The 25554-nt window shown below is 52.4% G+C and carries 26 protein-coding genes and 1 CRISPR repeat array; of the genes, 23 read left to right on the top strand and 3 right to left on the bottom strand.

The window, feature by feature from the left end; genetic code table 11:
• Nucleotides 1-51 precede the first annotated feature (51 nt).
• Complete coding sequence (gene cysH / locus OGX83_RS18420; protein ID WP_286588858.1) at nucleotides 52-786, top strand: phosphoadenosine phosphosulfate reductase; 735 nt, start codon at nucleotides 52-54, stop codon at nucleotides 784-786.
• A 44-nt stretch (nucleotides 787-830) separates the two neighbouring features.
• On the opposite strand, the gene cas3 is transcribed toward cysH, so the two are convergent.
• Nucleotides 831-3530: a CRISPR-associated helicase Cas3' gene (cas3, locus tag OGX83_RS18415; protein ID WP_286588855.1), complete on the bottom strand. Its 2700-nt coding sequence runs from the start codon at nucleotides 3528-3530 to the stop codon at nucleotides 831-833.
• 355 nt (nucleotides 3531-3885) lie between these two features.
• On the opposite strand from cas3, the gene casA reads away from it, so the two are divergent.
• Genes casA through cas2e form a run of 7 tightly spaced genes read left to right on the top strand, consistent with a single transcriptional unit; the run spans nucleotide 3886 to nucleotide 9772 of the window.
• Nucleotides 3886-5421, top strand: a complete 1536-nt coding sequence (casA, locus tag OGX83_RS18410; protein ID WP_267452501.1) for a type I-E CRISPR-associated protein Cse1/CasA — start codon at nucleotides 3886-3888, stop codon at nucleotides 5419-5421.
• 15 nt (nucleotides 5422-5436) lie between these two features.
• On the top strand, nucleotides 5437-6039 hold the full coding sequence (gene casB, locus OGX83_RS18405; protein ID WP_267452500.1) for a type I-E CRISPR-associated protein Cse2/CasB: 603 nt from the start codon (nucleotides 5437-5439) through the stop codon (nucleotides 6037-6039).
• Nucleotides 6040-6061: 22 nt separating this feature from the next.
• A complete protein-coding gene (cas7e, locus tag OGX83_RS18400; RefSeq protein WP_267452499.1) occupies nucleotides 6062-7120 on the top strand; it encodes a type I-E CRISPR-associated protein Cas7/Cse4/CasC in 1059 nt (352 codons plus the stop codon).
• A 9-nt stretch (nucleotides 7121-7129) separates the two neighbouring features.
• Nucleotides 7130-7855, top strand: coding sequence for a type I-E CRISPR-associated protein Cas5/CasD (cas5e, locus tag OGX83_RS18395; protein ID WP_286588851.1), 726 nt, complete (start codon nucleotides 7130-7132; stop codon nucleotides 7853-7855).
• Nucleotides 7855-8559 (top strand): type I-E CRISPR-associated protein Cas6/Cse3/CasE, encoded by a 705-nt coding sequence (gene cas6e, locus OGX83_RS18390; RefSeq protein ID WP_103284783.1) that lies wholly within the window; start codon nucleotides 7855-7857, stop codon nucleotides 8557-8559. Before cas5e ends, cas6e begins: the two co-directional genes overlap by 1 nt.
• Nucleotides 8559-9476, top strand: coding sequence for a type I-E CRISPR-associated endonuclease Cas1e (cas1e, locus tag OGX83_RS18385; protein ID WP_103284784.1), 918 nt, complete (start codon nucleotides 8559-8561; stop codon nucleotides 9474-9476). Before cas6e ends, cas1e begins: the two co-directional genes overlap by 1 nt.
• Before the next feature lie 2 nt (nucleotides 9477-9478).
• Nucleotides 9479-9772, top strand: coding sequence for a type I-E CRISPR-associated endoribonuclease Cas2e (gene cas2e / locus OGX83_RS18380; protein WP_286588848.1), 294 nt, complete (start codon nucleotides 9479-9481; stop codon nucleotides 9770-9772).
• Between the two features lie 84 nt (nucleotides 9773-9856).
• Nucleotides 9857-11351: direct repeats of the CRISPR family, unit length 29 nt; unit sequence GTGTTCCCCGCGCCAGCGGGGATAAACCG.
• A gap of 91 nt (nucleotides 11352-11442) precedes the next feature.
• Here cas2e and OGX83_RS18375 read toward each other — a convergent pair.
• The gene (locus OGX83_RS18375) at nucleotides 11443-12489 is read right to left on the bottom strand and encodes an aminopeptidase (protein WP_286588846.1); all 1047 of its coding nucleotides are present in this window, start codon (nucleotides 12487-12489) and stop codon (nucleotides 11443-11445) included.
• Nucleotides 12490-12743: 254 nt separating this feature from the next.
• Here OGX83_RS18375 and cysD point away from each other — a divergent pair, with 254 nt between their 5' ends.
• The 12 genes from cysD to rpoS all read left to right on the top strand — a co-directional run bounded on the left by cysD (nucleotide 12744) and on the right by rpoS (nucleotide 22570).
• Nucleotides 12744-13652 (top strand): sulfate adenylyltransferase subunit CysD, encoded by a 909-nt coding sequence (gene cysD / locus OGX83_RS18370; protein ID WP_003034152.1) that lies wholly within the window; start codon nucleotides 12744-12746, stop codon nucleotides 13650-13652.
• A 9-nt stretch (nucleotides 13653-13661) separates the two neighbouring features.
• Complete coding sequence (gene cysN, locus OGX83_RS18365) at nucleotides 13662-15089, top strand: sulfate adenylyltransferase subunit CysN (RefSeq protein ID WP_008785677.1); 1428 nt, start codon at nucleotides 13662-13664, stop codon at nucleotides 15087-15089.
• Complete coding sequence (gene cysC, locus OGX83_RS18360; RefSeq protein ID WP_003034157.1) at nucleotides 15089-15694, top strand: adenylyl-sulfate kinase; 606 nt, start codon at nucleotides 15089-15091, stop codon at nucleotides 15692-15694. Before cysN ends, cysC begins: the two co-directional genes overlap by 1 nt.
• Nucleotides 15695-15741: 47 nt before the next feature.
• Nucleotides 15742-16065: a DUF3561 family protein gene (locus OGX83_RS18355; RefSeq protein WP_286588844.1), complete on the top strand. Its 324-nt coding sequence runs from the start codon at nucleotides 15742-15744 to the stop codon at nucleotides 16063-16065.
• A gap of 214 nt (nucleotides 16066-16279) precedes the next feature.
• The gene (gene ftsB / locus OGX83_RS18350; RefSeq protein ID WP_003034163.1) at nucleotides 16280-16591 is read left to right on the top strand and encodes a cell division protein FtsB; all 312 of its coding nucleotides are present in this window, start codon (nucleotides 16280-16282) and stop codon (nucleotides 16589-16591) included.
• Between the two features lie 18 nt (nucleotides 16592-16609).
• Nucleotides 16610-17305, top strand: a complete 696-nt coding sequence (gene ispD, locus OGX83_RS18345; protein WP_008785675.1) for a 2-C-methyl-D-erythritol 4-phosphate cytidylyltransferase — start codon at nucleotides 16610-16612, stop codon at nucleotides 17303-17305.
• Between the two features lie 55 nt (nucleotides 17306-17360).
• Entirely contained in the window at nucleotides 17361-17840 is a 480-nt protein-coding gene (gene ispF / locus OGX83_RS18340; protein WP_020996297.1) for a 2-C-methyl-D-erythritol 2,4-cyclodiphosphate synthase, read from the top strand.
• Nucleotides 17837-18886: a tRNA pseudouridine(13) synthase TruD gene (truD, locus tag OGX83_RS18335; RefSeq protein ID WP_286588842.1), complete on the top strand. Its 1050-nt coding sequence runs from the start codon at nucleotides 17837-17839 to the stop codon at nucleotides 18884-18886. Before ispF ends, truD begins: the two co-directional genes overlap by 4 nt.
• On the top strand, nucleotides 18867-19628 hold the full coding sequence (surE, locus tag OGX83_RS18330) for a 5'/3'-nucleotidase SurE (protein WP_003825728.1): 762 nt from the start codon (nucleotides 18867-18869) through the stop codon (nucleotides 19626-19628). The genes truD and surE overlap by 20 nt, the downstream gene beginning before the upstream one ends.
• A complete protein-coding gene (locus OGX83_RS18325; RefSeq protein WP_003034172.1) occupies nucleotides 19622-20248 on the top strand; it encodes a protein-L-isoaspartate(D-aspartate) O-methyltransferase in 627 nt (208 codons plus the stop codon). The genes surE and OGX83_RS18325 overlap by 7 nt, the downstream gene beginning before the upstream one ends.
• 184 nt (nucleotides 20249-20432) lie before the next feature.
• A complete protein-coding gene (nlpD, locus tag OGX83_RS18320; RefSeq protein WP_223849051.1) occupies nucleotides 20433-21515 on the top strand; it encodes a murein hydrolase activator NlpD in 1083 nt (360 codons plus the stop codon).
• A gap of 62 nt (nucleotides 21516-21577) precedes the next feature.
• Nucleotides 21578-22570, top strand: a complete 993-nt coding sequence (gene rpoS / locus OGX83_RS18315; RefSeq protein ID WP_000081498.1) for an RNA polymerase sigma factor RpoS — start codon at nucleotides 21578-21580, stop codon at nucleotides 22568-22570.
• A 142-nt stretch (nucleotides 22571-22712) separates the two neighbouring features.
• On the opposite strand, the gene OGX83_RS18310 is transcribed toward rpoS, so the two are convergent.
• Nucleotides 22713-23117: a MarR family winged helix-turn-helix transcriptional regulator gene (locus tag OGX83_RS18310; protein ID WP_079934204.1), complete on the bottom strand. Its 405-nt coding sequence runs from the start codon at nucleotides 23115-23117 to the stop codon at nucleotides 22713-22715.
• Nucleotides 23118-23277: 160 nt separating this feature from the next.
• Between OGX83_RS18310 and OGX83_RS18305 the strand changes: the two genes are divergently transcribed.
• From OGX83_RS18305 to OGX83_RS18295, 3 genes are read left to right on the top strand one after another with little or no spacing between them, the layout of a single operon-like run.
• Nucleotides 23278-23871 carry a non-oxidative hydroxyarylic acid decarboxylases subunit B gene (locus OGX83_RS18305; protein ID WP_048236666.1) on the top strand — a complete coding sequence of 198 codons (594 nt, stop codon included), beginning with the start codon at nucleotides 23278-23280 and terminating at the stop codon, nucleotides 23869-23871.
• Complete coding sequence (locus OGX83_RS18300) at nucleotides 23871-25298, top strand: non-oxidative hydroxyarylic acid decarboxylases subunit C (RefSeq protein ID WP_003825816.1); 1428 nt, start codon at nucleotides 23871-23873, stop codon at nucleotides 25296-25298. The genes OGX83_RS18305 and OGX83_RS18300 overlap by 1 nt, the downstream gene beginning before the upstream one ends.
• 10 nt (nucleotides 25299-25308) lie before the next feature.
• Nucleotides 25309-25545 (top strand): non-oxidative hydroxyarylic acid decarboxylases subunit D, encoded by a 237-nt coding sequence (locus OGX83_RS18295; protein WP_032944812.1) that lies wholly within the window; start codon nucleotides 25309-25311, stop codon nucleotides 25543-25545.
• The last annotated feature ends 9 nt before the right edge of the window (nucleotides 25546-25554 follow it).

Genomic DNA, 25554 nt, shown 5'->3' with positions numbered 1-25554 from the left:
GTAGGCCTGATAAGCGCAGCGCCATCAGGCAAGGCAAACAGTGAGGAACTTATGTCCAAACTCGATCTCAACGCGTTGAACGAACTGCCGAAAGTTGAACGCGTTATGGCGTTGGCACAAACCAACGACCAACTGGAAAAATTGAGCGCCGAGGATCGCGTAGCGTGGGCGCTGGAAAACCTGCCTGGTGAATATGTACTGTCATCAAGTTTTGGTATCCAGGCGGCAGTGAGCCTGCATCTGGTAAATCAGGTTCGCCCGGATATCCCGGTGATCCTCACTGATACTGGCTATTTGTTCCCGGAAACCTATCAGTTCATTGATGAGTTAACGGATAAGCTTAAGCTAAATCTGCAAGTCTACCGGGCAAAGGAATGTGCGGCCTGGCAGGAAGCACGCTACGGCAAACTGTGGGAGCAGGGCGTTGAGGGCATTGAAAAATACAATGACATCAACAAAGTCGAGCCGATGAACCGGGCGCTGCAGGAGCTGAACGCGCAAACCTGGTTTGCCGGTCTGCGTCGAGAGCAATCGGGCAGTCGTGCGCATTTGCCGGTGCTGGCTATCCAGCGCGGCGTGTTTAAAGTTCTGCCGATCATCGACTGGGATAACCGTACGGTTTACCAGTATCTGCAAAAATACGGTTTGAAATACCATCCGTTGTGGGATCAGGGCTATCTGTCGGTAGGCGATACCCACACCACCCGCAAATGGGAGCCGGGTATGGCGGAAGAAGAGACGCGTTTCTTCGGATTGAAGCGTGAGTGCGGACTGCACGAAGGGTAAATTACCCGTGATGAGCCAGCATTGTACAAATGCTGGCGTTATCGTTAGTTTCCCAACCCTGTCCGTTTATTGTAATAACCCGCTTCACCTTCTGGCGAAACCAGAATCATCTGCGCCGCTGGGCGATGTTGTTTCTTACGGAACAGCTCAAGCTGTTCATCGTTGGGGAGTAAAAAGTCGCCTGATTGTTTACGCCACCACGACAGGCGTACTGATAACCGGCTCATTTCCCATCGGAAATCGCCTTCATCGACGACGGGATGAAACTCACCCTCCTCATTTTGCCATGCGAGGTAAACATCCACGCTCTCTTCGCCCAGGCGAGTCGAAAATTCTCTGTCTTTGTCCCATAAAAAATCGCTGGCTTCCCGATCATAACCGAGATCGTGACGTAACAGATTTTGTGCGGCAACTGATCGTTGGCTAAGTACTTTACCGAAGGCAATATCGGAAAGTGTCTGTAAGCCCGCCGGAGCAGCTATCTCCTGCTTGTAGACGCCATCCACTAATGCTCTGGCGTTTTCTGGCATACGGATTTCTCCGTGCTGGCGCAGCACTGCCTGGGTACGCCACAAACAGGCATGATCGGCATAAACAAAGCCGGTTCCTTTTAGTTCTTGCCCCAGCCAGCCCTCTTCAGCTTGTTCCTGCCATTCCGGCACCAGAATATGCAATACCGGCGGCTGGCGACCATCAGGCAATGTGGGTTTACGCTGCCCATCAGCATCGCGAATATGACGTTGCAGACGACCAGCGCGCTGGATTAATAAATCAATGGGGGCCAGATCGGAGATCATCCAGTCAAAGTCCAGATCGAGGCTCTGTTCAACGACCTGCGTGGCGATCAATACTTTACCCCGTCGTTCTGAAACGGGAGCGTTATTACCGAACCAACTGAGCGTTTTATTTTCAATATCAATACGATCGGTAAAAGCGAAGCGACTGTGGAAAAGTAACAGATCCTGTTCTGGCAGCATTCCTTCGTGAAGTAACTGCTGGTAAACGTCTCGCGCATCATCCACCGTGTTACGAATCCAGCAAACACATTGCCCGGCTGCCACAACACGATAAATAATATCCAACGCTTGCTGGCGTTGTTGTATCCATTTTATGGTTACGGTACGTTGGACCTCGGGGCGCGTATCCAGCGGTTGCTCCAGCAGACCGCTGGAAGATAGATGGCTTAGCCAGGGGTAGCCCGCATCCTCGTTGGTTTCAGTAGCCGTAAAATCGGCACCGTCATTGAATGCGTGGAGTAGTTTCTCTCGTAAGGCGGCAGGAAGCGTCGCACTCAGAATAATGGCGCTGCCCCCCTGTGCGGCATGGAATCTCAATAGCCCTTCCAGTAATTTCACCATATAGCCATCGTAGGCGTGGACCTCATCCAGCAACAGAATTTTATCGCGCATTCCCAGCAGGCGGAGCGACTGGTGGCGAAAAGGCATGACGGCCATTAAGAGTTGATCAAGCGTTCCGACGCCAACTTCTGCCAGCAGCGCTTTTTTGCGTGAATCGGCAAACCATGCGTGGCACTCACTGTTCGCGTTACCATCATTGTGAGCATAATCTTTCGCCGTATCTCCATCTGGTTGCCAGATAGATTGTCGGAAGGCGTCAGTCATTTCTCGCCCACCGTGCGCCAGAATTAGCGAGGGTCTGGAATCATCGGTAAAAAGCGCGTGATAGGCCGCGGCCAGACGTTTATACATGGCGTTTGCAGTGGCCATAGTCGGTAGTCCAACGTAGAGACCGTGGCCTTTATTGGCTGACATTAAACGATGAGTCAGGATCAGCGCAGCCTCTGTTTTGCCGGCTCCGGTAACGTCTTCCAGAATAACCAACTGTGGGCCGGGGGCTGAGATATCTAATGTGGTTGCCCGCTCCTGCAGTGGGGTCAGCGTATGAATGAACGGAAATAATGCCTGGTGGCTCTGATAATGGCTATGCTGCGATAACGGGGGCATTTTAAGAATGGCCTGCTGCGCTTTTTCACAAGCAAGAGGCCAATAATCGACCAATGGCATAGGCTGGCTAAGCAGAGGGAACTGCGTTTCGTCAGATCCCATCCAGTCAGTGAGGGTGACGAGACCTGCAAAAAACCAGCTATGTTGCTTTAAGCATTTTCTGCCTGCTTTAGTCTTCCATTCCTGCGGGATCGTAAAGGGGAATAACTGACTTAATGCTTCCAGATAATGTGTTGCTGCAACAATATCTTCATCAGCGAATGCCAATGAACTTCTGTTCTTCATGGTTTCCGGTGGGATGCCATGATGTCCGGTGCTAATGAGCATCCAGGTATTTAAGGGGCTTTCAAATCTGGCACGGTTTTCAGATTCAATGCCTGCGATAATTTCATTACTACCTGAACACCACGCTTCAAATAATTTCCCCCACAAATAGAATCCTAAGGAATCATGTCTCTCAAATGTGGAAATCCCACTAACAGGAGGAAATAAAGGGGAGTCGGGGAATTCTGCATATCTTTGAAATCCTCTGGCGAATTTTCCAATATCATGACTGGCAAGAAACCAGATTAACCAGTTTTCGGCATCCGTGCCAGTAATGCCGCATTTCTGTAATATATTTTTAGAGTCAAATATATTGTTTTCAATTATGTAATACCCGCATGCGGCAACATCGAGGCAATGGTATGCCAATAAATGATAATTATTAATTATGTTTTTAGTTGATTTATTGGTTTTCCCCCAATATCGGAGGTAGTCAATGTTTTCTATTTGCGTCATCTTTTTACTGTAAGGAGGAAGATAAATGATGTCCATTTTAATACAGAGTAAGTAAATTATTGGGCTTTTTGAGAAAAACTGAGGTTACCCCCGCTGGCGCGGGGAACGTTTTGCTATTCAGACTGTATCTACGGTTTATCCCATAACTTAAGGGAACGTATTAAAGATAACAAATAATAATAAAAAATACATTGTATGATTTAAGACTGTATCTACTTTTTATTTATGTTTTCGTTTTTGAAATAATGGAGTATAACTCCAATGGAAGTATTAAATGGAAATCTCAGAACGGAGCTTACCTGTGGGTAGGTAATATTTCAATTGGCTTGAGAAATAGTCTTACAGGAGTAATTCTATGGATTTAACCAGAGAGAAATGGCTTCCCGTCATATTCTCAAGCGGCGAGAAAAAGAGAATATCATTAAGCGAACTTCTGGATAACAATATTCAGGATCTTGCATACCCTCGGGCCGATTTTCAGGGGGCGGCATGGCAAATGCTGATTGGTATTTTGCAATGTACCGTCGCGCCGGAAGATAAAGAAGAATGGGCTGATATCTGGCATGACGGTATCGAATTCGAACAATGGGAGAAGACGTTAACAACGATCTCTCTGGCTCTACAGTTCGGCGAGCAAAAGCCCTCCTTCCTGCAAAGTTTCGATCCTCTGGATAGCGAATATGGATCTATTGCCGGGTTGTTAGTCGATGCGCCTGGCGGCAATACGCTTAAGCTCAATAAAGATCATTTTGTTAAACGCGGCAATGTGGAGCAAATTTGCCTACACTGTGCGGCGATAGCGCTGTTTGCGATTCAAGCCAATTCACCTGCCGGTGGGGCGGGCTACCGGGTCGGAATGCGCGGCGGTGGCCCGCTCACCACGCTGGTGGTACCGCAGGAAGAAGATAAATACCCACTCTGGAAAAAACTCTGGCTCAACGTCTTACCGCAGGAGGCTAAGCCTACCGTCGCACAGTATCCCCTTATTTTCCCGTGGCTTGCGCCGACAAAAACCAGTGAAAATACCGGAAATGTGGTGACGCCGGAAAATGCCCACCCGTTGCAAGCTTACTGGGGAATGCCGCGGCGAATCGAGCTGGATTTCTCCCAGACTATGGCAGGTATCTGCGATTTGTGCGGAGAACATCATGAGTCGCTGTTACTGCAAATGCGCAGTAAAAACTATGGCGTTCAGTATGACAGTTGGCTGCATCCCTTCTCTCCTTATCGGCAGGCGCTGAAAGATCCTTCTACGCCATGGCTGGCGTTAAAAGGGCAACCTGGCGGGTTAAGTTATAAAGACTGGCTGGGGCTGATGCTCAATCGCGAGGATAAGTTCAACAAAATGCAGCCTGCGAAGGTAGTTCGTGCCGCCGGTCAGCGGAACAACATGAGCCTGTGGTGTTTTGCATTTGATATGGAGAACGCCAAGGCTCGCTGCTGGTATCAGAACCGTATTCCCCTCATTAGTGTTTCCCATGAAGAGCAATTTCTTGCCGCGCTGAATACCGTGTTGGTGCTGGCTAGCGAGGCGTTGTCGTTATTAAGGAATGCCTTAAAGAGCGCCAAATTCGAGACGCCGAAAGAAGCCAAAATGGATTTCAGCATGGTTGATATCGCCTTCTGGCAGGAAACTGAGCCTGCTTTTCGGGTGCTGCAAGAGGCGCTGGTTGCTGACCCATTACGTCAAAATCCGCTGACTCACCGCGCAGTTCGCCAGTGGGAGCAGGAATTAGCGCGTTATTTATTTCACGTTTTTGACCGTGATGCCCTGACCAACCCCGATTGCCCGGACGATATCCTGTTGCGCCAACTGACGGCCAGGCAGGATTTTGCCAGCAGCTATCGTAAACATAAAGCGCGCAAGGATGTGTTGGCGCTGGTCGAATAACCGAAGGATCTAAATATGCTGAACAGTAATACCGCAGCGTTATGCAGAATTCTCAACTCTGACGCGCAGAAAGCGCTCCTTGACTGGTTTACCACGCTGTCTGAGCGCTATGAGCGCAAAGATGATAAACGAATCAACGGTCGAGCCTGGCGGGCTGAGTTGAAAAGAATGGCGCCGCCTTATGGCGTGATGATGTGCGAGGGGTATGACGCGCTTCGTCAGGCGCTACTGAAACATATGCCGCTGCAACCTCTTGATGAAATGGCGCTGGCGCTGTTTGTCAGCGTTGCCGCACATATTAAGAGTCATAAGGAAAAAGCCAGTTTTGCCGCGCAACTGGGGGAAAAGCTAAAAGGTTCCACGCCGTGCGTTTCTGCATTGCGTTTTGAACGTTTACAAAAAGCGTCCGACCCGGAGACGTTTTGTCTGTTGTTGATTCAGGCGGTGAAAATTCGTGGAACAGAAGGGGTGAATGTTCTGTCGCTGGCCGATGGAATATTCCTGTGGATGGAAGAGTGGCAACGACGCGAAAACCATCAGCCGGAATCCGCCAATCCCTTTGAACGCAACCGTACACGTTGGGCGAATGAATACCTTTCCATGTCGCGCGGCAAATAATCATTTTTAGAAGGATTTAACGATGACCACTTTTATTCAACTGCATTTATTGACTGCTTATGCGCCTGCTAACCTGAACCGTGATGAATCCGGACGCCCGAAAACGGCTTATATGGGCGGTGTAGAGCGCCTGCGCGTTTCGTCGCAAAGCCTGAAACGCGCCTGGCGTGTGTCGGAAACCTTTGAGGGCGCGATGGATGGATTTATGGGTAAGCGTACCCGCCGAATTGGCGTGGATTATGTTTATCGCCCGATGACTGCCGCTGGCGTTATTGGGAAAACAGCGAAAAGCGCAGCGGAGAAAATTGCGGCGCAGTTCGGCAAACTGAAAAGTGACAAAAACGCGCCTGAAGAAAAGAATCTTGAAATTGAACAGATCGTTCACGTCAGCAACCATGAAATTAGTTTGATCAAACAGTTGGTCGATACGCTAATTGCTGAAAAACGCGAACCCAGCGATGAAGAAGTGAAGCTATTACGCAAAGAGCAGCGAAGCGTAGATATGGCGCTGTTTGGGCGTATGCTGGCGTCATCACCGGAGTTTAACGTAGAGGCGGCCTGTCAGGTCTCGCATGCGCTGGGCGTAAGCGCTGTGACCGTTGAATCTGATTTTTTCACCGCCGTTGACGATCTGAATAATAAAGAAGAAGACGCAGGCTCCGGACATATGGGCGAACAAGGTTTTGCCTCAGCGCTTTTCTATACCTATGTCTGCATCAGCCGCGATCTGTTGGTGGAAAACCTCGGCGGTAATGAAGATCTGGCGAAACGCGCCATCGCCGCGCTTACCGAAACGGCGTTAACGGTCTCTCCGACCGGAAAGCAAAACAGCTTCGCTTCTCGCGCCTACGCAACCTATGCGCTGGCGGAAATCGGTCAAAAACAACCGCGTTCTCTGGCGGCGGCGTTCTTCCAGCCAGTGCGTGATACCGATCAAATTCCCGCAGCAATCGCCCGTTTAACACAGCAGCGCGCGAGTTTCGATAGCGTATACGGGAATTGTGCTGATGATTATCGCGAGCTGAACGTTCAGGAAGGCACGGGTTCTCTGGCGGAATTACTGGCCTTTGTCAGCCAGTAAGGATGAATAATGAAGGAATATCTGGTTTTCCAGCTCTATGCACCGCTGGCGTCGTGGGGGGAAGAAGCATCTGGCGAGATTCGCCATTCTGCAACGGTTCCCACGCGATCCGCATTATTGGGGATACTTGCCGCTGCGCTAGGAATTCGTCGTGACGAAGAAGAGCTGCTGAATAGCTTTAATCAGCATTACCATCTGGCGGTACACGCGCTAGCTTCACAAGATCGCTGGTTGCGGGATTATCACACGGTTAGCGCGCCGCGAGAAAATAAAAAGTATCGCTACTACACGCGCCGGGATGAATTGACTCTCGCGCCGGATGAAGCGGGGACGCTTATTTCGCAGCGGGAATATCGCTGCGACGGCTACTGGCATGTGGCAATAAGTGTAACGCCCGATGCACCGCATACGCTTAGCGAAATGCGAGCGGCGCTACTGACCCCACATTTCCCTCTCTATTTGGGGCGAAAATCTTGCCCTCTGGCGTTACCGTTGGCACCACGTTTAATGACGGGCACGTTAAAAGAGATATTCACTCAGGCTGTTGAGGAGCTGTCCGCTGCGGAGTTAAGCAGCTTTACCCTGCGTGAAGGCGTTTGTTACTGGGACGATCCTGACGAAGCGAGTTTGGTCTGGCAGCAAAAGCAGCATAGCAATAATCAACCTGTTAGCCGCCAGCGCTGGCAGTTTGGTAGCTATACCCGGTTCTATGGCCCCTTACAGGAGAGAACATAATGTATCTTTCTCGTATCCAGCTTCGGTTTAATCAATTGCGACCGGAAATGCTGGAAAAATGGCATTCAGCCAGGCCTTATGCCAGCCACCAATGGCTATGGCAGCTTTTTCCTGAACAAGAGTCACGTCAGTTTTTATTTCGTGAGGAAGCGCATGGCGGTTTTTTCATGCTTTCGGCGATACCGCCGTTAGCTCAGCATTCCCTGTTTCTCGTTGAAACCAAAGCGTTTAATCCACAGCTGACCAATGGTCTTATGCTTGATTTTCAACTTCGCGCAAATCCTGTCATTACTCGTAACGGTAAGCGCAGCGATGTGATGATGGATGCGAAGTTTCAGGCAAAAACGCAGGGAGTCGCGCAGGAACAATGGTGGGAGCTGCAACAGCAGGCTGCACAGGCCTGGCTGGAAAGGCAAGGGCAGCAGCATGGTTTCCGTTTGCTTGAGGAGGAGACTGATGATTTCGCCCAGTGGGCAGGCGCGGAACAGAGTGAAATGCAGGCGCGTTGTGGGTGTGTGCAAGCCTATCAACAACATCGTTTTGTCCGTAACGATCGGGAAGAGTCGATTGCTTTCAGTAGCGTTGATTTTAGTGGAACGCTTTGCATTACTGATGCCTCACGATTTGAACAGGCGCTGTATTCTGGATTAGGTAAGAGTAAAGCGCTGGGCTGCGGAATGCTGATGGTGAAAAGGAAGCGCTGATGGCCTGGCTACCGTTGAACCCCATCCCGTTAAAAGATCGCGTATCGATGATTTTTCTCCAGTATGGGCAGATTGATGTTATCGACGGCGCGTTTGTATTGATCGATAAAACGGGCGTTCGTACACATATCCCCGTTGGCTCGGTTGCCTGCATCATGCTAGAACCGGGGACGCGTGTTTCCCATGCGGCAGTACGTCTTGCCGCGACGGTGGGGACATTGCTGGTGTGGGTGGGGGAAGCAGGCGTTCGTGTTTATGCTTCGGGGCAGCCGGGCGGGGCTCGTTCAGACAAATTGCTTTATCAGGCGAAACTCGCACTGGATGAGGATTTGCGGCTGAAGGTAGTGCGTAAAATGTTTGAGTTACGTTTTGGCGAACCCGCGCCAAGCCGTCGTTCCGTTGAACAATTGCGCGGCATTGAAGGTAGTCGCGTACGGGCAACCTACGCATTGCTGGCGAAGCAATATGGCGTGAAGTGGCAGGGGCGTCGTTACGATCCGAAAGATTGGGAAAAAGGCGATGTGATTAATCAATGCATCAGCTCAGCAACTGCCTGTCTTTATGGTGTGACGGAAGCGGCGACATTGGCAGCTGGGTATGCGCCTGCGATCGGTTTTGTGCATACGGGGAAGCCACTATCTTTTGTTTATGACATCGCTGATATCATTAAATTTGATACCGTCGTACCGAAAGCATTCGAAATAGCAAAGCGTAATCCTACCGATCCCGATCGCGAAGTCCGCCTTGCTTGCCGGGATATTTTTCGTAGCGGTAAAACGCTGGCTAAATTAATACCTCTTATCGAAGATGTTCTCGCAGCAGGTGAAATCCAACCGCCGTTACCTCCTGAAGATTCACAGCCCATCGCAATCCCACTTCCTGTTTCTGTGGGGGATTCTGGCCATCGGAGTAACTAACGATGAGTGTGCTGGTTGTTGTTACAGAAAACGTACCACCTCGCTTGCGAGGCCGACTTGCCGTCTGGTTGCTGGAAATTCGAGCTGGTGTATACGTTGGTAATGTTTCAACGAAGATCCGCGAGATGATATGGCAACAGGTCTCCGTTCTGGCAGAAGAAGGGAACGTTGTCATGGCGTGGGCAATGAATACGGAGTCGGGCTTTGAATTTCAGACGTGGGGTGAAAACCGACGTATTCCGGTGGATCTCGATGGATTACGATTAGTGTCGTTTCTGCCTGTTTTAAATCAATGAGTTAGCGATCTTTAAAAATACGGAAAAGTTGGTGGATTTCTTGTATGCCAAAAAAGGCTTAAAATTCAGTTGGGTAGTTTTAGAGTGTTCCCCGCGCCAGCGGGGATAAACCGATACAGAAATGCGAGCGATGTACACGCCCCATGTGTTCCCCGCGCCAGCGGGGATAAACCGGACGCTGAATCCCCCGCTCCATGCGACTTAGAGTGTTCCCCGCGCCAGCGGGGATAAACCGCGCTCCAACATCAGCTGCTGTTAATTGTACGGCGTGTTCCCCGCGCCAGCGGGGATAAACCGAACGCGTCCCCTCATGGCTCGCCTGTCGCTGTGTGTTCCCCGCGCCAGCGGGGATAAACCGCTATCCTCTTTACCTAAGTTGACCATTGATACGTGTTCCCCGCGCCAGCGGGGATAAACCGGCCTCGTAAAACGGGGCCTTTGATTTGGTGTGGTGTTCCCCGCGCCAGCGGGGATAAACCGTCTCGCCGTTTATCGTTATTTCACCTGTTCCCGTGTTCCCCGCGCCAGCGGGGATAAACCGGTCATGCTTTCGACCAAATACTACCGCGACAAGTGTTCCCCGCGCCAGCGGGGATAAACCGGAATGGGTTGACGAACGCCAGCTCGCGACGCTGTGTTCCCCGCGCCAGCGGGGATAAACCGCTGAATTATATAACGCAGCGTTGCACCGCTGGGTGTTCCCCGCGCCAGCGGGGATAAACCGAAATCACCACACTGGAATTACAAGACCCAACGGTGTTCCCCGCGCCAGCGGGGATAAACCGCACTACGTTATGCAGGTCGGTAACGTAGAGAAGTGTTCCCCGCGCCAGCGGGGATAAACCGGGGTCGTTCTGTTGGATGATTTCGCGGAATGGGTGTTCCCCGCGCCAGCGGGGATAAACCGTTTCACCCGCTTTTTCAGGATCCGGGCGTGTTCGTGTTCCCCGCGCCAGCGGGGATAAACCGTGCCGGGCCTCAGTCACCCATTTAGGCTCACTGTGTTCCCCGCGCCAGCGGGGATAAACCGCTGATCATCGTGAGCGAGAACGAACGCCTGTTGTGTTCCCCGCGCCAGCGGGGATAAACCGGCAGGTTTACACTGTTTTCTCGCGTCGCGAGTGTGTTCCCCGCGCCAGCGGGGATAAACCGGTGGCAAACGAACAGGGATTTGTCGGCAGTTTGTGTTCCCCGCGCCAGCGGGGATAAACCGAGCAGGAAAAGGCGGCAGCGGATAAAGCGGCGGTGTTCCCCGCGCCAGTGGGGATAAACCGATTCGCCTCGAAACCTGCGCGGAGCCACGCTGGTGTTCCCCGCGCCAGCGGGGATAAACCGATACCTCTACCGCAAATTTTCGCGTATTCCTCGTGTTCCCCGCGCCAGCGGGGATAAACCGCCCCGGTCATTTCCTCTGATATCGACTAGTTTGTGTTCCCCGCGCCAGCGGGGATAAACCGTTTTATGCGACCGTTTAAACAGGCAGCGTGGCGTGTTCCCCGCGCCAGCGGGGATAAACCGAAAAAGATCTTGATAATGATGCTGATGTAAAAGTGTTCCCCGCGTCAGCGGGGATAAGGTAATTTTAGCGTTACGTATTGAGCCGATGATGTCGTATTCTCTGCTGGCACAGGGACGAAAATGATAGCCCAACGTCTTCATCTAAAAAGGTGCTAAGAGTTTTTACCCGCTTTTGCCAGTTCTTTTACCAGCGGCAGCATAATGCGTACCACGTCGCGGCTACGGTGCTCTATCCGGCCCGGTAACGCTTTATCAATGTGCTGCTGGTTATCCAGTCGCACATCGTGCCAGCTGTTGCCTGCCGGGAACGAGGCGCTTTTGGCGCGCTGTTGATAGCCATCTTTCTTGCCCAGGTTCCAGTTGGTCGCTTCAACGGAGAGAACGGAAATGCCCGCGTTGTCGAAGACCTCTGCATCGTTACAACATCCAGTGCCTTTCGGATAGTCTTTGTTCAGACCTGGATTGGTGCTGGCAACGATACCGCGGCTGTGCGCGATAGCCAGTGCCCGGTCGCGCGTCAGTTTTCGCACCGCTTCCGGGGTTTTCTTACCGCTATTGAAATAGAGCTTATCGCCGACGATCAGGTTATCGAGGTTGATAACCAGCAGCGTGTTTTTCTTCTCGGCGGCGCTCATTCGCTTCAGGATGTTCTCCGCGCCCAGTTTGCCTTCTTCCTCGCCGCTGGTGGCGATAAATCGAATACCGTACTGTGTCGGCACGTTTTTGAGTTTTTCCGCCAGTTCCAGCATTACGCCAACACCTGCAGCGTTGTCATCGATACCTTGCAGGGTTAATCCACCCAGATTGGCATCGGAATCGGCGTCGCTTTGTGCGGCGTAGGTGTCGAGGTGCGCCATAATAATAATCTGTTGCGGCGCTTTGCCTTCATGTGCAGCAATAACGGTGCTTCCCGTTACGTTATGCCAGTTTTTACGGTTATCTTTGGCGGTATAAACATAACGGCTATTAAACGTCCGAATATCGCTGCTATAACCCATCTGCTGAAATTGTTGACGTATATAATCAGCAGACAACATTTCTGCCGGAGATCCCGTCACGCGGCCTGGGAAAAACGTTGCGATATATCGAGCCTGGGTATTTGCGATATCTCCGGGCTTCGAAGATGTTGCCTGTGCGGGAAGGATGAAGCACGCGCCGAGCGCCAGGGCGGTAGTCAGGTGGCGCAATGCGAGAAACATGATGAGTCCTTAAATACCAAGCAGAAATTTTCAGCCGCTAGTATGAAACCGTGATCGAGGTAAAACAATTTCATTTGCTCCTAAATGCCCGAACTCCGGTAGCTTAAGCACTTTTTGATATTTGCTTTTCCGGATCGTTATTCCTTTGAGGAACTACTCATTCCAATTCGTAATTTCATTCGCCCCCTTGCCCTCCCTATAGTCAGGTTATCTGAGCATCGTTAGCAAAATAACGGCATTACATAGGAACGGTTATGGATCAAAAACGACTTACCCACCTGCGGCAACTGGAAGCGGAAAGCATCCATATCATTCGTGAGGTGGCCGCCGAGTTTTCTAATCCGGTGATGATGTATTCCATCGGCAAAGATTCCAGCGTAATGCTGCATCTGGCGCGTAAAGCGTTTTATCCGGGCACGCTGCCGTTCCCATTGCTGCACGTTGATACCGGCTGGAAATTCAGCGAAATGTACGAGTTTCGTGACCGCACGGCGAAAGCCTACGGCTGCGAACTGCTGGTGCATAAAAACCCGGAAGGGGTGGCGATGGGCATCAACCCGTTTGTCCACGGTAGCGCCAAGCATACCGACATTATGAAAACTGAAGGGCTGAAGCAGGCACTGAATAAATACGGTTTCGATGCCGCGTTTGGCGGTGCTCGTCGTGACGAAGAGAAATCGCGTGCCAAAGAGCGTATTTACTCTTTCCGCGATCGTTTTCATCGCTGGGATCCTAAAAATCAGCGCCCGGAGCTGTGGCACAACTACAACGGGCAGATTAACAAAGGCGAAAGTATTCGCGTCTTCCCGCTCTCTAACTGGACTGAACAGGATATCTGGCAGTACATCTGGCTGGAAAATATCGACATCGTGCCGCTGTATCTGGCGGCGGAGCGTCCGGTGCTGGAACGCGACGGCATGCTGATGATGATTGATGACGACAGAATCGATCTGCAACCCGGTGAAGTGATTAAAAAACGCATGGTGCGTTTCCGTACGCTCGGTTGCTGGCCGCTGACAGGCGCGGTGGAGTCGAATGCGCAGACGCTGCCGGAAATTATCGAAGAGATGCTGGTCTCAACCACCAGTGAACGTCAGGGCCGCGTGATTGACCGCGACCAGGCGGGCTCCATGGAGCTGAAGAAACGTCAGGGGTATTTCTAAGGAGCCGCCATGAATACGACACTTGCACAACAAATTGCTAATGAAGGCGGCGTTGAAGCCTGGATGGTTGCCCAGCAACACAAAAGTCTGCTGCGCTTTTTAACCTGCGGTAGCGTGGATGATGGGAAAAGTACCCTGATTGGCCGCCTGCTGCACGACACGCGTCAGATTTATGAAGACCAGCTTTCATCGCTGCACAATGACAGTAAACGTCACGGCACTCAGGGCGAAAAGCTTGATCTGGCGTTATTGGTTGACGGCTTGCAGGCCGAGCGCGAGCAGGGCATCACCATCGACGTGGCGTATCGTTATTTCTCTACCGAGAAGCGTAAATTTATTATTGCGGACACTCCCGGGCATGAGCAGTACACCCGTAACATGGCGACCGGCGCGTCGACCTGCGACCTGGCGATCCTATTGATCGATGCGCGTAAAGGCGTGCTGGATCAGACTCGTCGTCATAGCTTTATCTCCACGCTGCTTGGGATCAAACACCTGGTGGTGGCGATCAACAAAATGGATCTGGTGGACTTTAGCGAAGAGACATTTAACCGCATTCGCGAAGACTATCTTACTTTTGCTGAACAACTGCCGGGCAACCTGGATATCCGGTTTGTGCCGCTCTCTGCGCTGGAAGGCGATAACGTGGCTTCGCAAAGCGCCAGTATGCCGTGGTACAGCGGTCCGACGCTGCTGGAAGTGCTGGAAACCGTTGAGATCCAGCGCATTGTTGATACTCAGCCGATGCGCTTCCCGGTGCAGTATGTGAACCGACCGAATCTGGATTTCCGTGGTTATGCCGGAACGCTGGCCTCCGGTAGCGTGAAGGTTGGACAGCGCGTCAAAGTGTTGCCGTCCGGCGTGGAGTCGAGCGTGGCGCGGATCGTAACCTTTGATGGCGATTTACAGGAAGCGCATGCGGGTGAAGCGATCACCCTGGTGCTGAAAGATGAGATCGATATCAGCCGGGGTGACCTGTTACTTGATGCCGGTGAAACGCTGCCGACAGTACAAAGCGCTGCCGTTGATGTGGTGTGGATGGCGGAACAACCGTTGTCGCCAGGGCAGAGCTACGACATCAAAGTCGCAGGCAAGAAGACCCGCGCACGCGTTGATAGCGTGCAGTATCAGGTCGATATAAACAACCTGACCCAGCGTGACGTTGAAGCGCTACCGCTGAACGGCATCGGTCTGGTTAATCTGACTTTTGATGAGCCGCTGGTGCTGGATACCTATCAGCAGAACCCGGTTACGGGCGGGCTGATTATCATTGACCGCCTGACCAACGTTACCGTTGGCGCGGGACTGGTGCGTGAGCCAATCGTCCAGGAGCTTGCCACAGCTTCTCAGTTCAGCGCGTTTGAGCTGGAGCTTAATGCACTGGTGCGTCGCCACTTCCCACACTGGGGTGCGCGCGATCTGCTGGGAGGAAAATAATGGCGCTGCATGACGAAAACGTCGTCTGGCATGCCCATCCTGTTACACCGCAACAGCGGGAACAACGCCACGGTCATCGTGGTGTTGTGCTGTGGTTTACCGGGCTGTCAGGTTCCGGTAAATCCACGGTAGCAGGGGCGCTGGAAGAGGCGCTGCATAAGCTAGGGGTGAGCACCTATCTGCTGGATGGCGATAACGTGCGTCACGGTCTGTGCAGCGATCTTGGGTTTAGCGATGCCGATCGTAAGGAGAATATTCGTCGGGTTGGTGAAGTGGCTAACCTAATGGTAGACGCCGGCCTGGTGGTGTTGACTGCGTTTATCTCTCCACATCGCGCCGAGCGAAAAATGGTTCGCGAGCGCGTGGGTGAAGGGCGTTTTATTGAGGTTTTTGTCGATACGCCATTAGCAACGTGCGAAGCTCGCGATCCAAAAGGGCTGTATAAAAAAGCGCGAGCGGGGGAGTTGCGCAATTTCACCGGAATTGACTCGGTTTACGAAGCGCCTGAATCGCCAGAGATTCATCTTGATGGTGAACAATTGGTAACAAATTTGGTTCCTCAATTATTAGACCTGCTGAGGCAGGAAGATATTATCAGATCCTGAGACACCCGAGCTTGCATGCCCGGTCAGTCACGGTCACAGGATTAGATATGCGTAACAGCCATAACATTACTATTACAGAGTCAGATACCTTCGCTGCCGACGACGAAACTACCTGGTCACTCCCAGGAGCCGTGGTCGGTTTTGTCGCGTGGTTGCTGGCGCTGGGATTCCCATGTCTGATGTATGGCCCTAACACACTGTTTTTCTTCCTCTATACCTGGCCCTTTTTCCTCGCGTTGTTGCCCGTGGCGATTGCCGCGGGTATTGCCCTGCATTCGCTATTGAAGGGGAGATTGCTGCTGAGTATTGCCTGTACCCTGCTGGTGGTTGGCGCAATGTTTGGCGCACTGTTCCTGTGGCTACTGGGTTAGGCATACGTCCTTTCACGCGATCGCCGCTGTTGTTCACTCTCTGGCCATAATTCAAACCGTAACCAACAATGAGATTATGTTCTCCTTACATGGGGTATACGTAACAACGGGCAAATGTGGTACATTTGCCCGCGTTGTCGCGGCATTCCCGTCCGTTGATGTAAAGTTGTCAGCGGAGTTTATGGGATGTTGATGCCGTTTTTCAGGGGGCAGGATGGGTAAACTTACGTTGCTGTTGCTGGCTTTATTAGTCTGGCTACAGTATTCGCTGTGGTTCGGTAAGAACGGCATACATGACTATAGTCGCGTCAACGATGATGTTGCGGCGCAGCAAGCTACAAACGCGAAACTGAAAGCGCGTAACGATCAGCTTTTTGCCGAAATTGACGATCTCAATGGCGGGCAAGAGGCTATCGAAGAGCGCGCGCGTAACGAACTCAGTATGACTAAGCCAGGCGAAACCTTTTATCGTCTGGTGCCTGACGCGTCTAAACGCGCTCAGACTGCAGGGCAAAACAATCGATAAACCGTCCAGGGATTTAACATGGCAGCCACTTTAATGGACGTTTGCGCCGTGGTGCCGGCTGCCGGGTTTGGCCGCCGAATGCAAACAGAGTGTCCTAAGCAGTACCTCTCTATTGGCAATAAAACCATTCTCGAACACTCGGTTGATGCGCTGCTGGCTCATCCCCGGGTGACGCGAGTCGTCATCGCTATTAGCCCAGGCGACAGTCGCTTTGCCCAACTTCCACTCGCAGCGCACCCGCAAATTACCGTGGTGGATGGTGGCAACGAGCGTGCCGATTCTGTCCTTGCTGGTTTGCAAGCCGCAGGTGAGGCCAGTTGGGTTCTGGTGCATGATGCCGCGCGTCCGTGTCTGCATCAGGAAGATTTATCTCGTTTGCTGGCAATAAGTGAAACCAGCCGCATCGGCGGGATCCTTGCTGCGCCGGTGCGCGACACGATGAAACGCGCGGAGCCGGGCCGAACAGACATCGCCCATACGGTCGATCGCACCGATTTATGGCATGCGTTGACGCCGCAGTTTTTCCCTCGCGAGCTGTTGCATGACTGTCTGACCCGTGCGCTAAACGAAGGCGCAACCATTACGGACGAAGCCTCGGCGCTGGAATATTGCGGTTTTCATCCGCAGCTGGTCGAAGGACGCGCTGACAACATCAAAGTCACCCGCCCGGAAGATCTGGCGCTGGCGGAATTTTATCTGACCCGAACTATCTAGATACATCATTCTTCAGGCTGCCTGGAGGATGTTGTGTATATCAGGAGAAGGCATAATGCGAATTGGACACGGTTTCGACGTACACGCTTTTGGCGGAGTTGGCCCAATTATCATTGGTGGTGTGCGCATCCCGTATGAAAAAGGATTGCTGGCGCATTCTGATGGCGACGTGGCGTTACACGCGTTAACCGATGCACTGCTGGGCGCGGCTGCGCTGGGGGATATCGGTAAACTCTTCCCGGACACCGACCCGGCCTTTAAAGGTGCAGATAGTCGTGAATTATTGCGTGAAGCCTGGCGGCGTATTCAGGCCAAAGGCTATACGCTTGGTAATGTGGATGTGACGATTATTGCTCAGGCGCCGAAGATGCTGCCGCACATTCCGCAAATGCGCGTGTTTATTGCCGAAGATCTCGGCTGCCATATGGATGATGTTAACGTGAAAGCGACCACCACGGAAAAACTCGGTTTTACCGGGCGTGGGGAAGGGATTGCCTGTGAAGCGGTGGCGCTACTCCTTAAGGCAACGAAATGACTGCGTTTGAAGATCTGACGTATCTCCATGGCAAACCACAAGGCCATGGCGTTCTGAAAGCGAATCCGGAAGACTTTGTCGTCGTCGAAGATTTAGGCTTCGAACCGGATGGCGAAGGCGAGCACATTTTGGTGCGTATCCTGAAAAACGGCTGTAATACCCGTTTTGTGGCTGACGCGCTGGCGAAGTTCCTGAAAATTCACGCCCGTGAAGTGAGCTTTGCTGGCCAGAAAGACAAGCATGCAGTCACTGAACAGTGGCTGTGCGCGCGCGTGCCGGGCAATGCAATGCCTGATTTAAGCAAATTTGAACTCGAAGGCTGTAAAGTGCTGGAGTACGCGCGCCACAAGCGTAAGCTGCGTTTAGGGGCGCTGAAAGGTAACGAATTTACGCTGGTGCTGCGTGAAGTGAGCCAGCGAAATGACGTTGAAGCGCGTTTGCAGGCGATTAGCGAGCGCGGCGTACCGAACTATTTTGGCGCTCAGCGTTTTGGTATTGGCGGCAGCAACCTGCAAGGGGCGCTGCGCTGGGCGCAAAGCGATGCGCCGGTGCGCGATCGCAATAAGCGCAGTTTTTGGTTGTCGGCGGCCCGTAGCGCGTTGTTTAATCAGATAGTCAGTGAACGCTTGAAAAAAACAGAATTTAATCAAGTTGTTGACGGCGATGCGCTACAATTGTCGGGACGCGGAAGCTGGTTTGTCGCCACGCAGGAAGAACAGACCGAATTACAGCGTCGCGTCGATGATAAAGAATTGATGATTACAGCGGCATTACCGGGCAGCGGTGAGTGGGGAACTCAGCGCGACGCGCTGGCGTTTGAAGAAGCCGCTATTGCTGATGAAACCGCGCTGCAGTCGCTGTTGTTGCGCGAGAAAGTCGACGCATCGCGTCGTGCTATGTTGCTGTATCCACAACAATTAAGCTGGAACTGGTGGGATGACGTAACCGTTGAGTTACGTTTCTGGCTACCGGCAGGTAGCTTCGCCACCAGTGTTGTAAGGGAACTTATTAACACAATGGGTGATTATGCGTATATTGCTGAGTAACGATGATGGGGTCCACGCACCCGGTATACAAACGCTGGCGAAAGCGCTGCGTGAGTTTGCTGACGTACAGGTGGTTGCCCCGGATCGTAACCGCAGTGGCGCGTCTAACTCGCTGACGCTGGAATCCTCACTTCGCACGTTCACCTATGATAACGGTGATATCGCCGTACAAATGGGTACACCTACCGATTGCGTCTATCTGGGCGTGAACGCATTAATGCGTCCGCGTCCGGACATTGTCGTGTCTGGTATTAACGCAGGTCCTAATCTGGGCGATGATGTTATCTATTCCGGTACCGTTGCGGCGGCGATGGAAGGTCGTCACCTGGGCTTTCCTGCGCTGGCGGTCTCACTTGATGGGCATAAACACTACGATACTGCTGCCGCAGTAACCTGCCGTATCTTACGGGCGCTGAGTCGCGAACCGCTGCGCACCGGGCGCATTTTGAATATCAACGTGCCGGATTTACCGCTGGATCAGATTAAAGGTATCCGCGTCACCCGCTGCGGTAGCCGCCATCCTGCGGATCAGGTGATCCCACAGCAGGACCCGCGCGGTAATACGCTGTACTGGATCGGGCCGCCGGGCGAAAAGTGCGACGCTGGACCGGATACTGATTTTGCCGCTGTCGATGAAGGCTATGTTTCCATTACGCCGCTGCATGTCGATTTAACCGCCTACGGCGCGCATGAAGTTGTTTCTGACTGGTTAGACAGCGTGGGAGCCGACACGCAATGGTAAGCAGACGCGTACACACTCTTCTTGAACAATTACGTGCGCAGGGCATCAGAGATGAGCTTGTTCTCGATGCACTTGCCGCCGTGCCGCGCGAAAAATTCATTGATGAGGCGTTTGAACATAAGGCCTGGGACAATATTGCCCTGCCGATTGGTCAGGGGCAGACGATTTCGCAGCCCTATATGGTTGCGCGGATGACCGAGCTGCTTGAGTTAACGCCGCAGTCCCGGGTGCTGGAAATTGGTACCGGCTCTGGCTACCAAACGGCGATTCTGGCGCACCTGGTGCATCATGTGTGCTCTGTTGAGCGCATTAAAGGTTTGCAGTGGCAGGCGCGTCGTCGACTTAAACAGCTTGATTTACATAATGTTTCTACCCGTCATGGTGATGGATGGCAGGGCTGGCAAGCGCGAGCCCCGTTTGACGCTATCATTGTTACGGCAGCGCCGCCTGAGATCCCAACTGCGCTAATGATGCAGTTGGATGAAGGCGGCATTCTCGTCTTACCCGTGGGCGACGAGCACCAGTTTCTGAAACGGGTGCGTCGTCGGGGAGGCGAATTTATTATCGATACCGTGGAGGCCGTACGTTTCGTTCCCTTAGTAAAAGGGGAGCTTGCGTAGATACTGGCTCTGAATACCTGGAGTTTTCCTGGATATTCTGGAATTAGTAAGCGTATCGTGGTCACGTTTCCAGTGCCCAGTCCGATGCCTTGCACGGTGATTACGTCACTGGTTTTAACCAAATTTTCCTGGGGGATAAATGAGCGCGGGAAGCCACAAATTTACCGTTCGCCGCATTGCGGCATTGTCACTGGTTTCATTATGGCTGGCAGGTTGTTCAAATACCTCGAATCCACCTGCACCGGTCAGTTCCGTTGATGGCGGTGCATCAACGAACACCAATTCCGGCATGCTGATTACGCCTCCACCAAAAATGGGCTCGACGTCGACAGTACAGCAAACGCCACAGATCCAGCCGGTGCAGCGTCCGACCACACAGTCAACCCAGATCCAGCCTGTCGCGGAACAGCCTGTGCAGATGGAAAACGGTCGTATTGTGTACAACCGTAAGTATGGGAACATTCCGAAAGGTAGCTATACGGGCGGCAGTACCTATACTGTTAAGAAGGGCGATACCCTTTTCTATATCGCCTGGATTACCGGGAACGATTTCCGTGATCTCGCACAACGCAATAACGTTCCGGCCCCGTATGGTCTGAATGTCGGTCAAACTCTGCAAGTGGGCAACGCGTCGGGTACACCGATTACTGGTGGGAATGCCATCACCCAGGCGGATGCAGCACAGCAAGGAGTTGTGACCAACCCTGCACAAAATTCCACCGTTGCTGTTGCTTCGAAACCAACAATTACGTATTCTGAGGATTCAGGTGAACAAAGTGCTAATAAAATGTTGCCGAACAACAAGCCTGCTGGGACCGTTGTCACAGCGCCTGTAACGGCTCCAGCAGTTAGCGCAACCGAATCAACTGCAAGCTCAACGTCAACCAGCTCGCCAATCTCTACCTGGCGCTGGCCGACTGACGGCAAAGTAATCGAAAACTTCGCGGCTACTGAAGGTGGCAATAAAGGGATCGATATTGCAGGCAGTAAAGGACAGGCTATTGTCGCGACCGCAGATGGACGCGTCGTATATGCCGGTAACGCACTGCGCGGTTACGGTAATCTTATTATCATCAAACATAACGATGATTACCTGAGTGCCTACGCCCATAACGATACAATGCTGGTCCGGGAACAACAAGAAATCAAGGCGGGGCAGAAAATAGCTACCATGGGTAGCACCGGAACCAGTTCAACACGCTTGCATTTTGAAATTCGTTACAAGGGGAAATCCGTAAACCCGCTGCGCTATTTACCGCAGCGATAATTCGGCGGAACCAGGCTTTCACGTGCTAGTTCCGTTAGGGATCACGGGTAGGAGCCACCTTTATGAGTCAGAATACGCTGAAAGTTCATGATTTAAATGAAGATGCGGAATTTGATGAGAACGGAGTAGAGGCTTTTGATGAAAAAGCCTTGAGTGAAGAGGAACCCAGTGATAACGACCTGGCTGAAGAAGAGCTGTTATCGCAGGGGGCCACACAGCGTGTGTTGGACGCGACTCAGCTTTACCTTGGTGAGATTGGTTATTCACCACTGTTAACAGCCGAAGAAGAAGTTTATTTTGCGCGTCGCGCACTGCGTGGGGATGTCGCTTCTCGCCGTCGCATGATTGAAAGTAACCTGCGTCTGGTGGTGAAAATTGCTCGTCGTTATGGCAATCGTGGTCTGGCATTGCTGGACCTGATTGAAGAGGGCAATCTGGGACTGATCCGTGCAGTCGAGAAGTTTGACCCGGAACGCGGGTTCCGCTTCTCAACATACGCAACCTGGTGGATCCGCCAGACGATCGAACGGGCGATTATGAACCAAACCCGTACGATCCGACTGCCGATTCATATTGTAAAAGAGCTGAACGTCTATCTGCGTACCGCGCGTGAGTTGTCGCATAAACTGGACCACGAACCGAGCGCAGAAGAGATTGCTGAACAACTGGATAAACCGGTTGATGACGTCAGCCGTATGCTCCGACTCAACGAGCGTATTACCTCGGTAGACACCCCGCTGGGTGGCGATTCCGAAAAAGCGTTGCTGGATATTCTGGCCGATGAAAAAGAAAACGGCCCGGAAGACACCACGCAAGACGATGATATGAAACAGAGCATCGTCAAATGGCTGTTCGAACTGAACGCCAAACAGCGTGAAGTGCTGGCACGTCGTTTTGGTCTGCTGGGGTACGAAGCTGCGACACTGGAAGATGTGGGCCGTGAAATTGGTCTCACCCGTGAACGTGTTCGCCAGATTCAGGTTGAAGGTCTGCGTCGTCTGCGTGAAATCCTGCAGACTCAGGGACTGAATATCGAAGCGTTATTCCGCGAGTAAGCACAAGTTCTATCAAGAAAGGCCAGTCTCATTGGGACTGGCCTTTTTCTATGTTTGTTGCCTGATGGCACTGCGTTTATCAGGCCTACGGGGAGCTGGACTTTGTTGGCCGGATAAGACATTTATGTCGCCATCCGGCAGATTAGTTCATCATCTTACGCACCAGACGTGTGAACTGCTCACGTTCTGCATCAGATAATCGCCCCAGAAACTCATCATCCACGCTATCGCCTAACGGAGTTGCGCTGGCCAGTAACGCTTCTCCTTGCGCGGTCAAATAAACAAACCGTCGACGCTTATCTGCCGGGTCATGTTCACGCCTGACCAGCTCCCGTTTTTCCATTCGGCTCAGCATTTCCGCAAGGGTTGCCTTGGTACAGACTGCGGCTTCGGTCAGGTCAACCTGCTCAATGCCGGGACGTTCAGCAATGGCGCGCATTACCGCATACTGTGGTTTGGTCAGGTCCGGTAATTCATGTTGCCAGCGGGACGTATGCTGCTGGAAGAGCTGACGTAAAAGGTGAAATGCTTTATTTCGTAACGGCATGAGCGCTCCGGAATTCCTGTCAGTCTCTATCATAGCGGGTTACGCATCTTTTTTTAACAATTGCGGCTTTAGCGATCTGTGCTCGATGACCTTGCCCGAAATGTTATGTGAGAGTATTTTAATCAAAATGTTCGTACACGAACAAAAATAGAGAGACTAAATGAGACTGATTGTCGGAATGACCGGGGCAACCGGTGCGCCCCTTGGTGTGTCGCTATTGCAGGCGCTGCGGGAAATGCCCGAGGTGGAAACCCATCTGGTGCTGTCAAAGTGGGCCAAAACCACTATTGAACTGGAAACACCGTACAGCGTCCGTGATGTGTCTGCGTTGGCCGATTTTTGCCACAACCCGGCGGACCAGTCGGCAACCATCTCCTCTGGATCGTTTCGTACTGACGGCATGATCATTATCCCCTGCAGTATGAAAACCCTGGCCGGTATTCGTGCAGGCTACGCGGAAGGGCTGGTGGGGCGCGCTGCTGATGTGGTGCTGAAAGAAGGGCGCAAGCTGGTTCTGGTTCCGCGTGAAATGCCGCTTAGCACGATTCATCTGGAAAACATGCTCGCACTTTCCCGCATGGGCGTGGCGATGGTCCCGCCGATGCCCGCGTATTACAACCACCCGCAAACGGTCGATGACATTACGCAGCATATCGTTGCGCGTGTGCTCGATCAGTTTGGTCTGGAACACCCCAACGCCCGTCGCTGGCAGGGTTTACGGCAGGCGCAGAATTTTTCACAGGAGAATGAATAATGGCATTTGATGATTTGCGCAGCTTTTTACAGGCGCTGGACGACCAGGGGCAATTGCTGAAAATCAGTGAAGAAGTTAACGCCGAGCCGGATCTGGCTGCGGCAGCCAATGCGACCGGACGCATTGGTGACGGTGCGCCAGCGCTGTGGTTTGACAATATTCGTGGTTTTACCGATGCCCGCGTGGCGATGAACACTATTGGTTCGTGGCAGAATCACGCCATCTCTTTAGGCCTGCCGCCAAATACCCCAGTGAAAAAACAGATTGATGAGTTTATTCGCCGTTGGGATAAATTTCCGGTTACGCCGGAGCGTCGCGCCAATCCGGCGTGGGCTGAAAACTGTGTTGATGGTGATGAGATCAACCTGTTTGATATTCTGCCGCTGTTTCGCCTGAACGATGGCGACGGCGGTTTCTATCTTGATAAAGCCTGCGTGGTGTCGCGCGATCCGCTGGATCCGGACAACTTTGGCAAACAGAACGTCGGCATTTATCGTATGGAGGTGAAGGGCAAACGCAAGCTTGGCCTGCAGCCGGTGCCGATGCACGATATCGCGCTGCACCTGCATAAAGCCGAAGAGCGCGGTGAAGATCTGCCGATTGCCATCACGCTGGGTAACGATCCGATCATCACCCTGATGGGGGCCACGCCGCTGAAGTACGATCAGTCGGAATACGAAATGGCGGGAGCGCTGCGTGAAAGTCCGTATCCGATCGCTACCGCGCCGCTCACCGGCTTTGACGTGCCATGGGGTTCGGAAGTGATCCTCGAAGGGGTAATTGAAAGCCGTAAGCGTGAAATCGAAGGGCCGTTTGGCGAGTTTACCGGGCACTATTCCGGTGGACGTAATATGACGGTCGTGCGTATCGATAAAGTCTCTTATCGCACCAAACCTATTTTTGAATCGCTGTATTTGGGGATGCCGTGGACGGAGATTGACTACCTGATGGGGCCGGCAACCTGCGTACCGTTGTATCAACAGTTGAAAGCCGAATTCCCGGAAGTGCAGGCGGTGAATGCCATGTATACCCACGGTTTGCTGGCGATTATCTCCACCAAAAAACGCTACGGTGGCTTTGCCCGCGCGGTGGGGCTGCGCGCAATGACGACGCCGCATGGCCTGGGTTACGTGAAAATGGTGATTATGGTTGATGAGGATGTTGATCCGTTCAACCTGCCGCAGGTGATGTGGGCGCTGTCTTCGAAGGTCAATCCGGCGGGCGATCTGGTGCAATTGCCGAATATGTCGGTGCTGGAGCTTGATCCGGGTTCCAGTCCGGCGGGGATTACCGACAAGTTAATTATTGATGCGACCACGCCGGTTGCGCCGGATAACCGTGGGCACTACAGCCAGCCGGTATGCGATTTACCGGAAACGAAAGCCTGGGCAGAAAAACTGACCGCCATGCTGGCCAACCGTAAATAAGGAGTAGCAGATGATTTGTCCACGTTGTGCCGATGAACATATTGAAGTGATGGCAAACTCGCCGGTAAAAGGTGTCTGGACGGTATATCAGTGCCAGCATTGTCTATACACCTGGCGTGATACTGAGCCGCTACGCCGTACCAGCCGCGAGCACTACCCGCAAGCGTTTCGCATGACGCAGAAGGATATTGATGACGCACCGATGGTGCCGAGTATTCCACCGCTGCTGGCAGAAGATAAGCGCTAATCAACACGC

This window comes from Citrobacter sp. Cpo074, from assembly GCF_030332745.1.
Lineage (GTDB): Bacteria > Pseudomonadota > Gammaproteobacteria > Enterobacterales > Enterobacteriaceae > Citrobacter > Citrobacter portucalensis.
The sequence above is the reverse complement of the archived record's forward strand: the minus strand, read 5'-3'. Positions and strand labels throughout refer to the sequence as shown.

Bases quoted from the DNA above. Each gene is read 5' to 3' on its own strand.
- cysH (WP_286588858.1), top strand. From the start codon at position 52: ATGTCCAAACTCGATCTCAACGCGTTGAACGAACTGCCGAAAGTTGAA.
- cas3 (WP_286588855.1), bottom strand. From the start codon at position 3,530: ATGACGCAAATAGAAAACATTGACTACCTCCGATATTGGGGGAAAACC.
- casA (WP_267452501.1), top strand. From the start codon at position 3,886: ATGGATTTAACCAGAGAGAAATGGCTTCCCGTCATATTCTCAAGCGGC.
- casB (WP_267452500.1), top strand. From the start codon at position 5,437: ATGCTGAACAGTAATACCGCAGCGTTATGCAGAATTCTCAACTCTGAC.
- cas7e (WP_267452499.1), top strand. From the start codon at position 6,062: ATGACCACTTTTATTCAACTGCATTTATTGACTGCTTATGCGCCTGCT.
- cas5e (WP_286588851.1), top strand. From the start codon at position 7,130: ATGAAGGAATATCTGGTTTTCCAGCTCTATGCACCGCTGGCGTCGTGG.
- cas6e (WP_103284783.1), top strand. From the start codon at position 7,855: ATGTATCTTTCTCGTATCCAGCTTCGGTTTAATCAATTGCGACCGGAA.
- cas1e (WP_103284784.1), top strand. From the start codon at position 8,559: ATGGCCTGGCTACCGTTGAACCCCATCCCGTTAAAAGATCGCGTATCG.
- cas2e (WP_286588848.1), top strand. From the start codon at position 9,479: ATGAGTGTGCTGGTTGTTGTTACAGAAAACGTACCACCTCGCTTGCGA.
- OGX83_RS18375 (WP_286588846.1), bottom strand. From the start codon at position 12,489: ATGTTTCTCGCATTGCGCCACCTGACTACCGCCCTGGCGCTCGGCGCG.
- cysD (WP_003034152.1), top strand. From the start codon at position 12,744: ATGGATCAAAAACGACTTACCCACCTGCGGCAACTGGAAGCGGAAAGC.
- cysN (WP_008785677.1), top strand. From the start codon at position 13,662: ATGAATACGACACTTGCACAACAAATTGCTAATGAAGGCGGCGTTGAA.
- cysC (WP_003034157.1), top strand. From the start codon at position 15,089: ATGGCGCTGCATGACGAAAACGTCGTCTGGCATGCCCATCCTGTTACA.
- OGX83_RS18355 (WP_286588844.1), top strand. From the start codon at position 15,742: ATGCGTAACAGCCATAACATTACTATTACAGAGTCAGATACCTTCGCT.
- ftsB (WP_003034163.1), top strand. From the start codon at position 16,280: ATGGGTAAACTTACGTTGCTGTTGCTGGCTTTATTAGTCTGGCTACAG.
- ispD (WP_008785675.1), top strand. From the start codon at position 16,610: ATGGCAGCCACTTTAATGGACGTTTGCGCCGTGGTGCCGGCTGCCGGG.
- ispF (WP_020996297.1), top strand. From the start codon at position 17,361: ATGCGAATTGGACACGGTTTCGACGTACACGCTTTTGGCGGAGTTGGC.
- truD (WP_286588842.1), top strand. From the start codon at position 17,837: ATGACTGCGTTTGAAGATCTGACGTATCTCCATGGCAAACCACAAGGC.
- surE (WP_003825728.1), top strand. From the start codon at position 18,867: ATGCGTATATTGCTGAGTAACGATGATGGGGTCCACGCACCCGGTATA.
- OGX83_RS18325 (WP_003034172.1), top strand. From the start codon at position 19,622: ATGGTAAGCAGACGCGTACACACTCTTCTTGAACAATTACGTGCGCAG.
- rpoS (WP_000081498.1), top strand. From the start codon at position 21,578: ATGAGTCAGAATACGCTGAAAGTTCATGATTTAAATGAAGATGCGGAA.
- OGX83_RS18310 (WP_079934204.1), bottom strand. From the start codon at position 23,117: ATGCCGTTACGAAATAAAGCATTTCACCTTTTACGTCAGCTCTTCCAG.
- OGX83_RS18305 (WP_048236666.1), top strand. From the start codon at position 23,278: ATGAGACTGATTGTCGGAATGACCGGGGCAACCGGTGCGCCCCTTGGT.
- OGX83_RS18300 (WP_003825816.1), top strand. From the start codon at position 23,871: ATGGCATTTGATGATTTGCGCAGCTTTTTACAGGCGCTGGACGACCAG.
- OGX83_RS18295 (WP_032944812.1), top strand. From the start codon at position 25,309: ATGATTTGTCCACGTTGTGCCGATGAACATATTGAAGTGATGGCAAAC.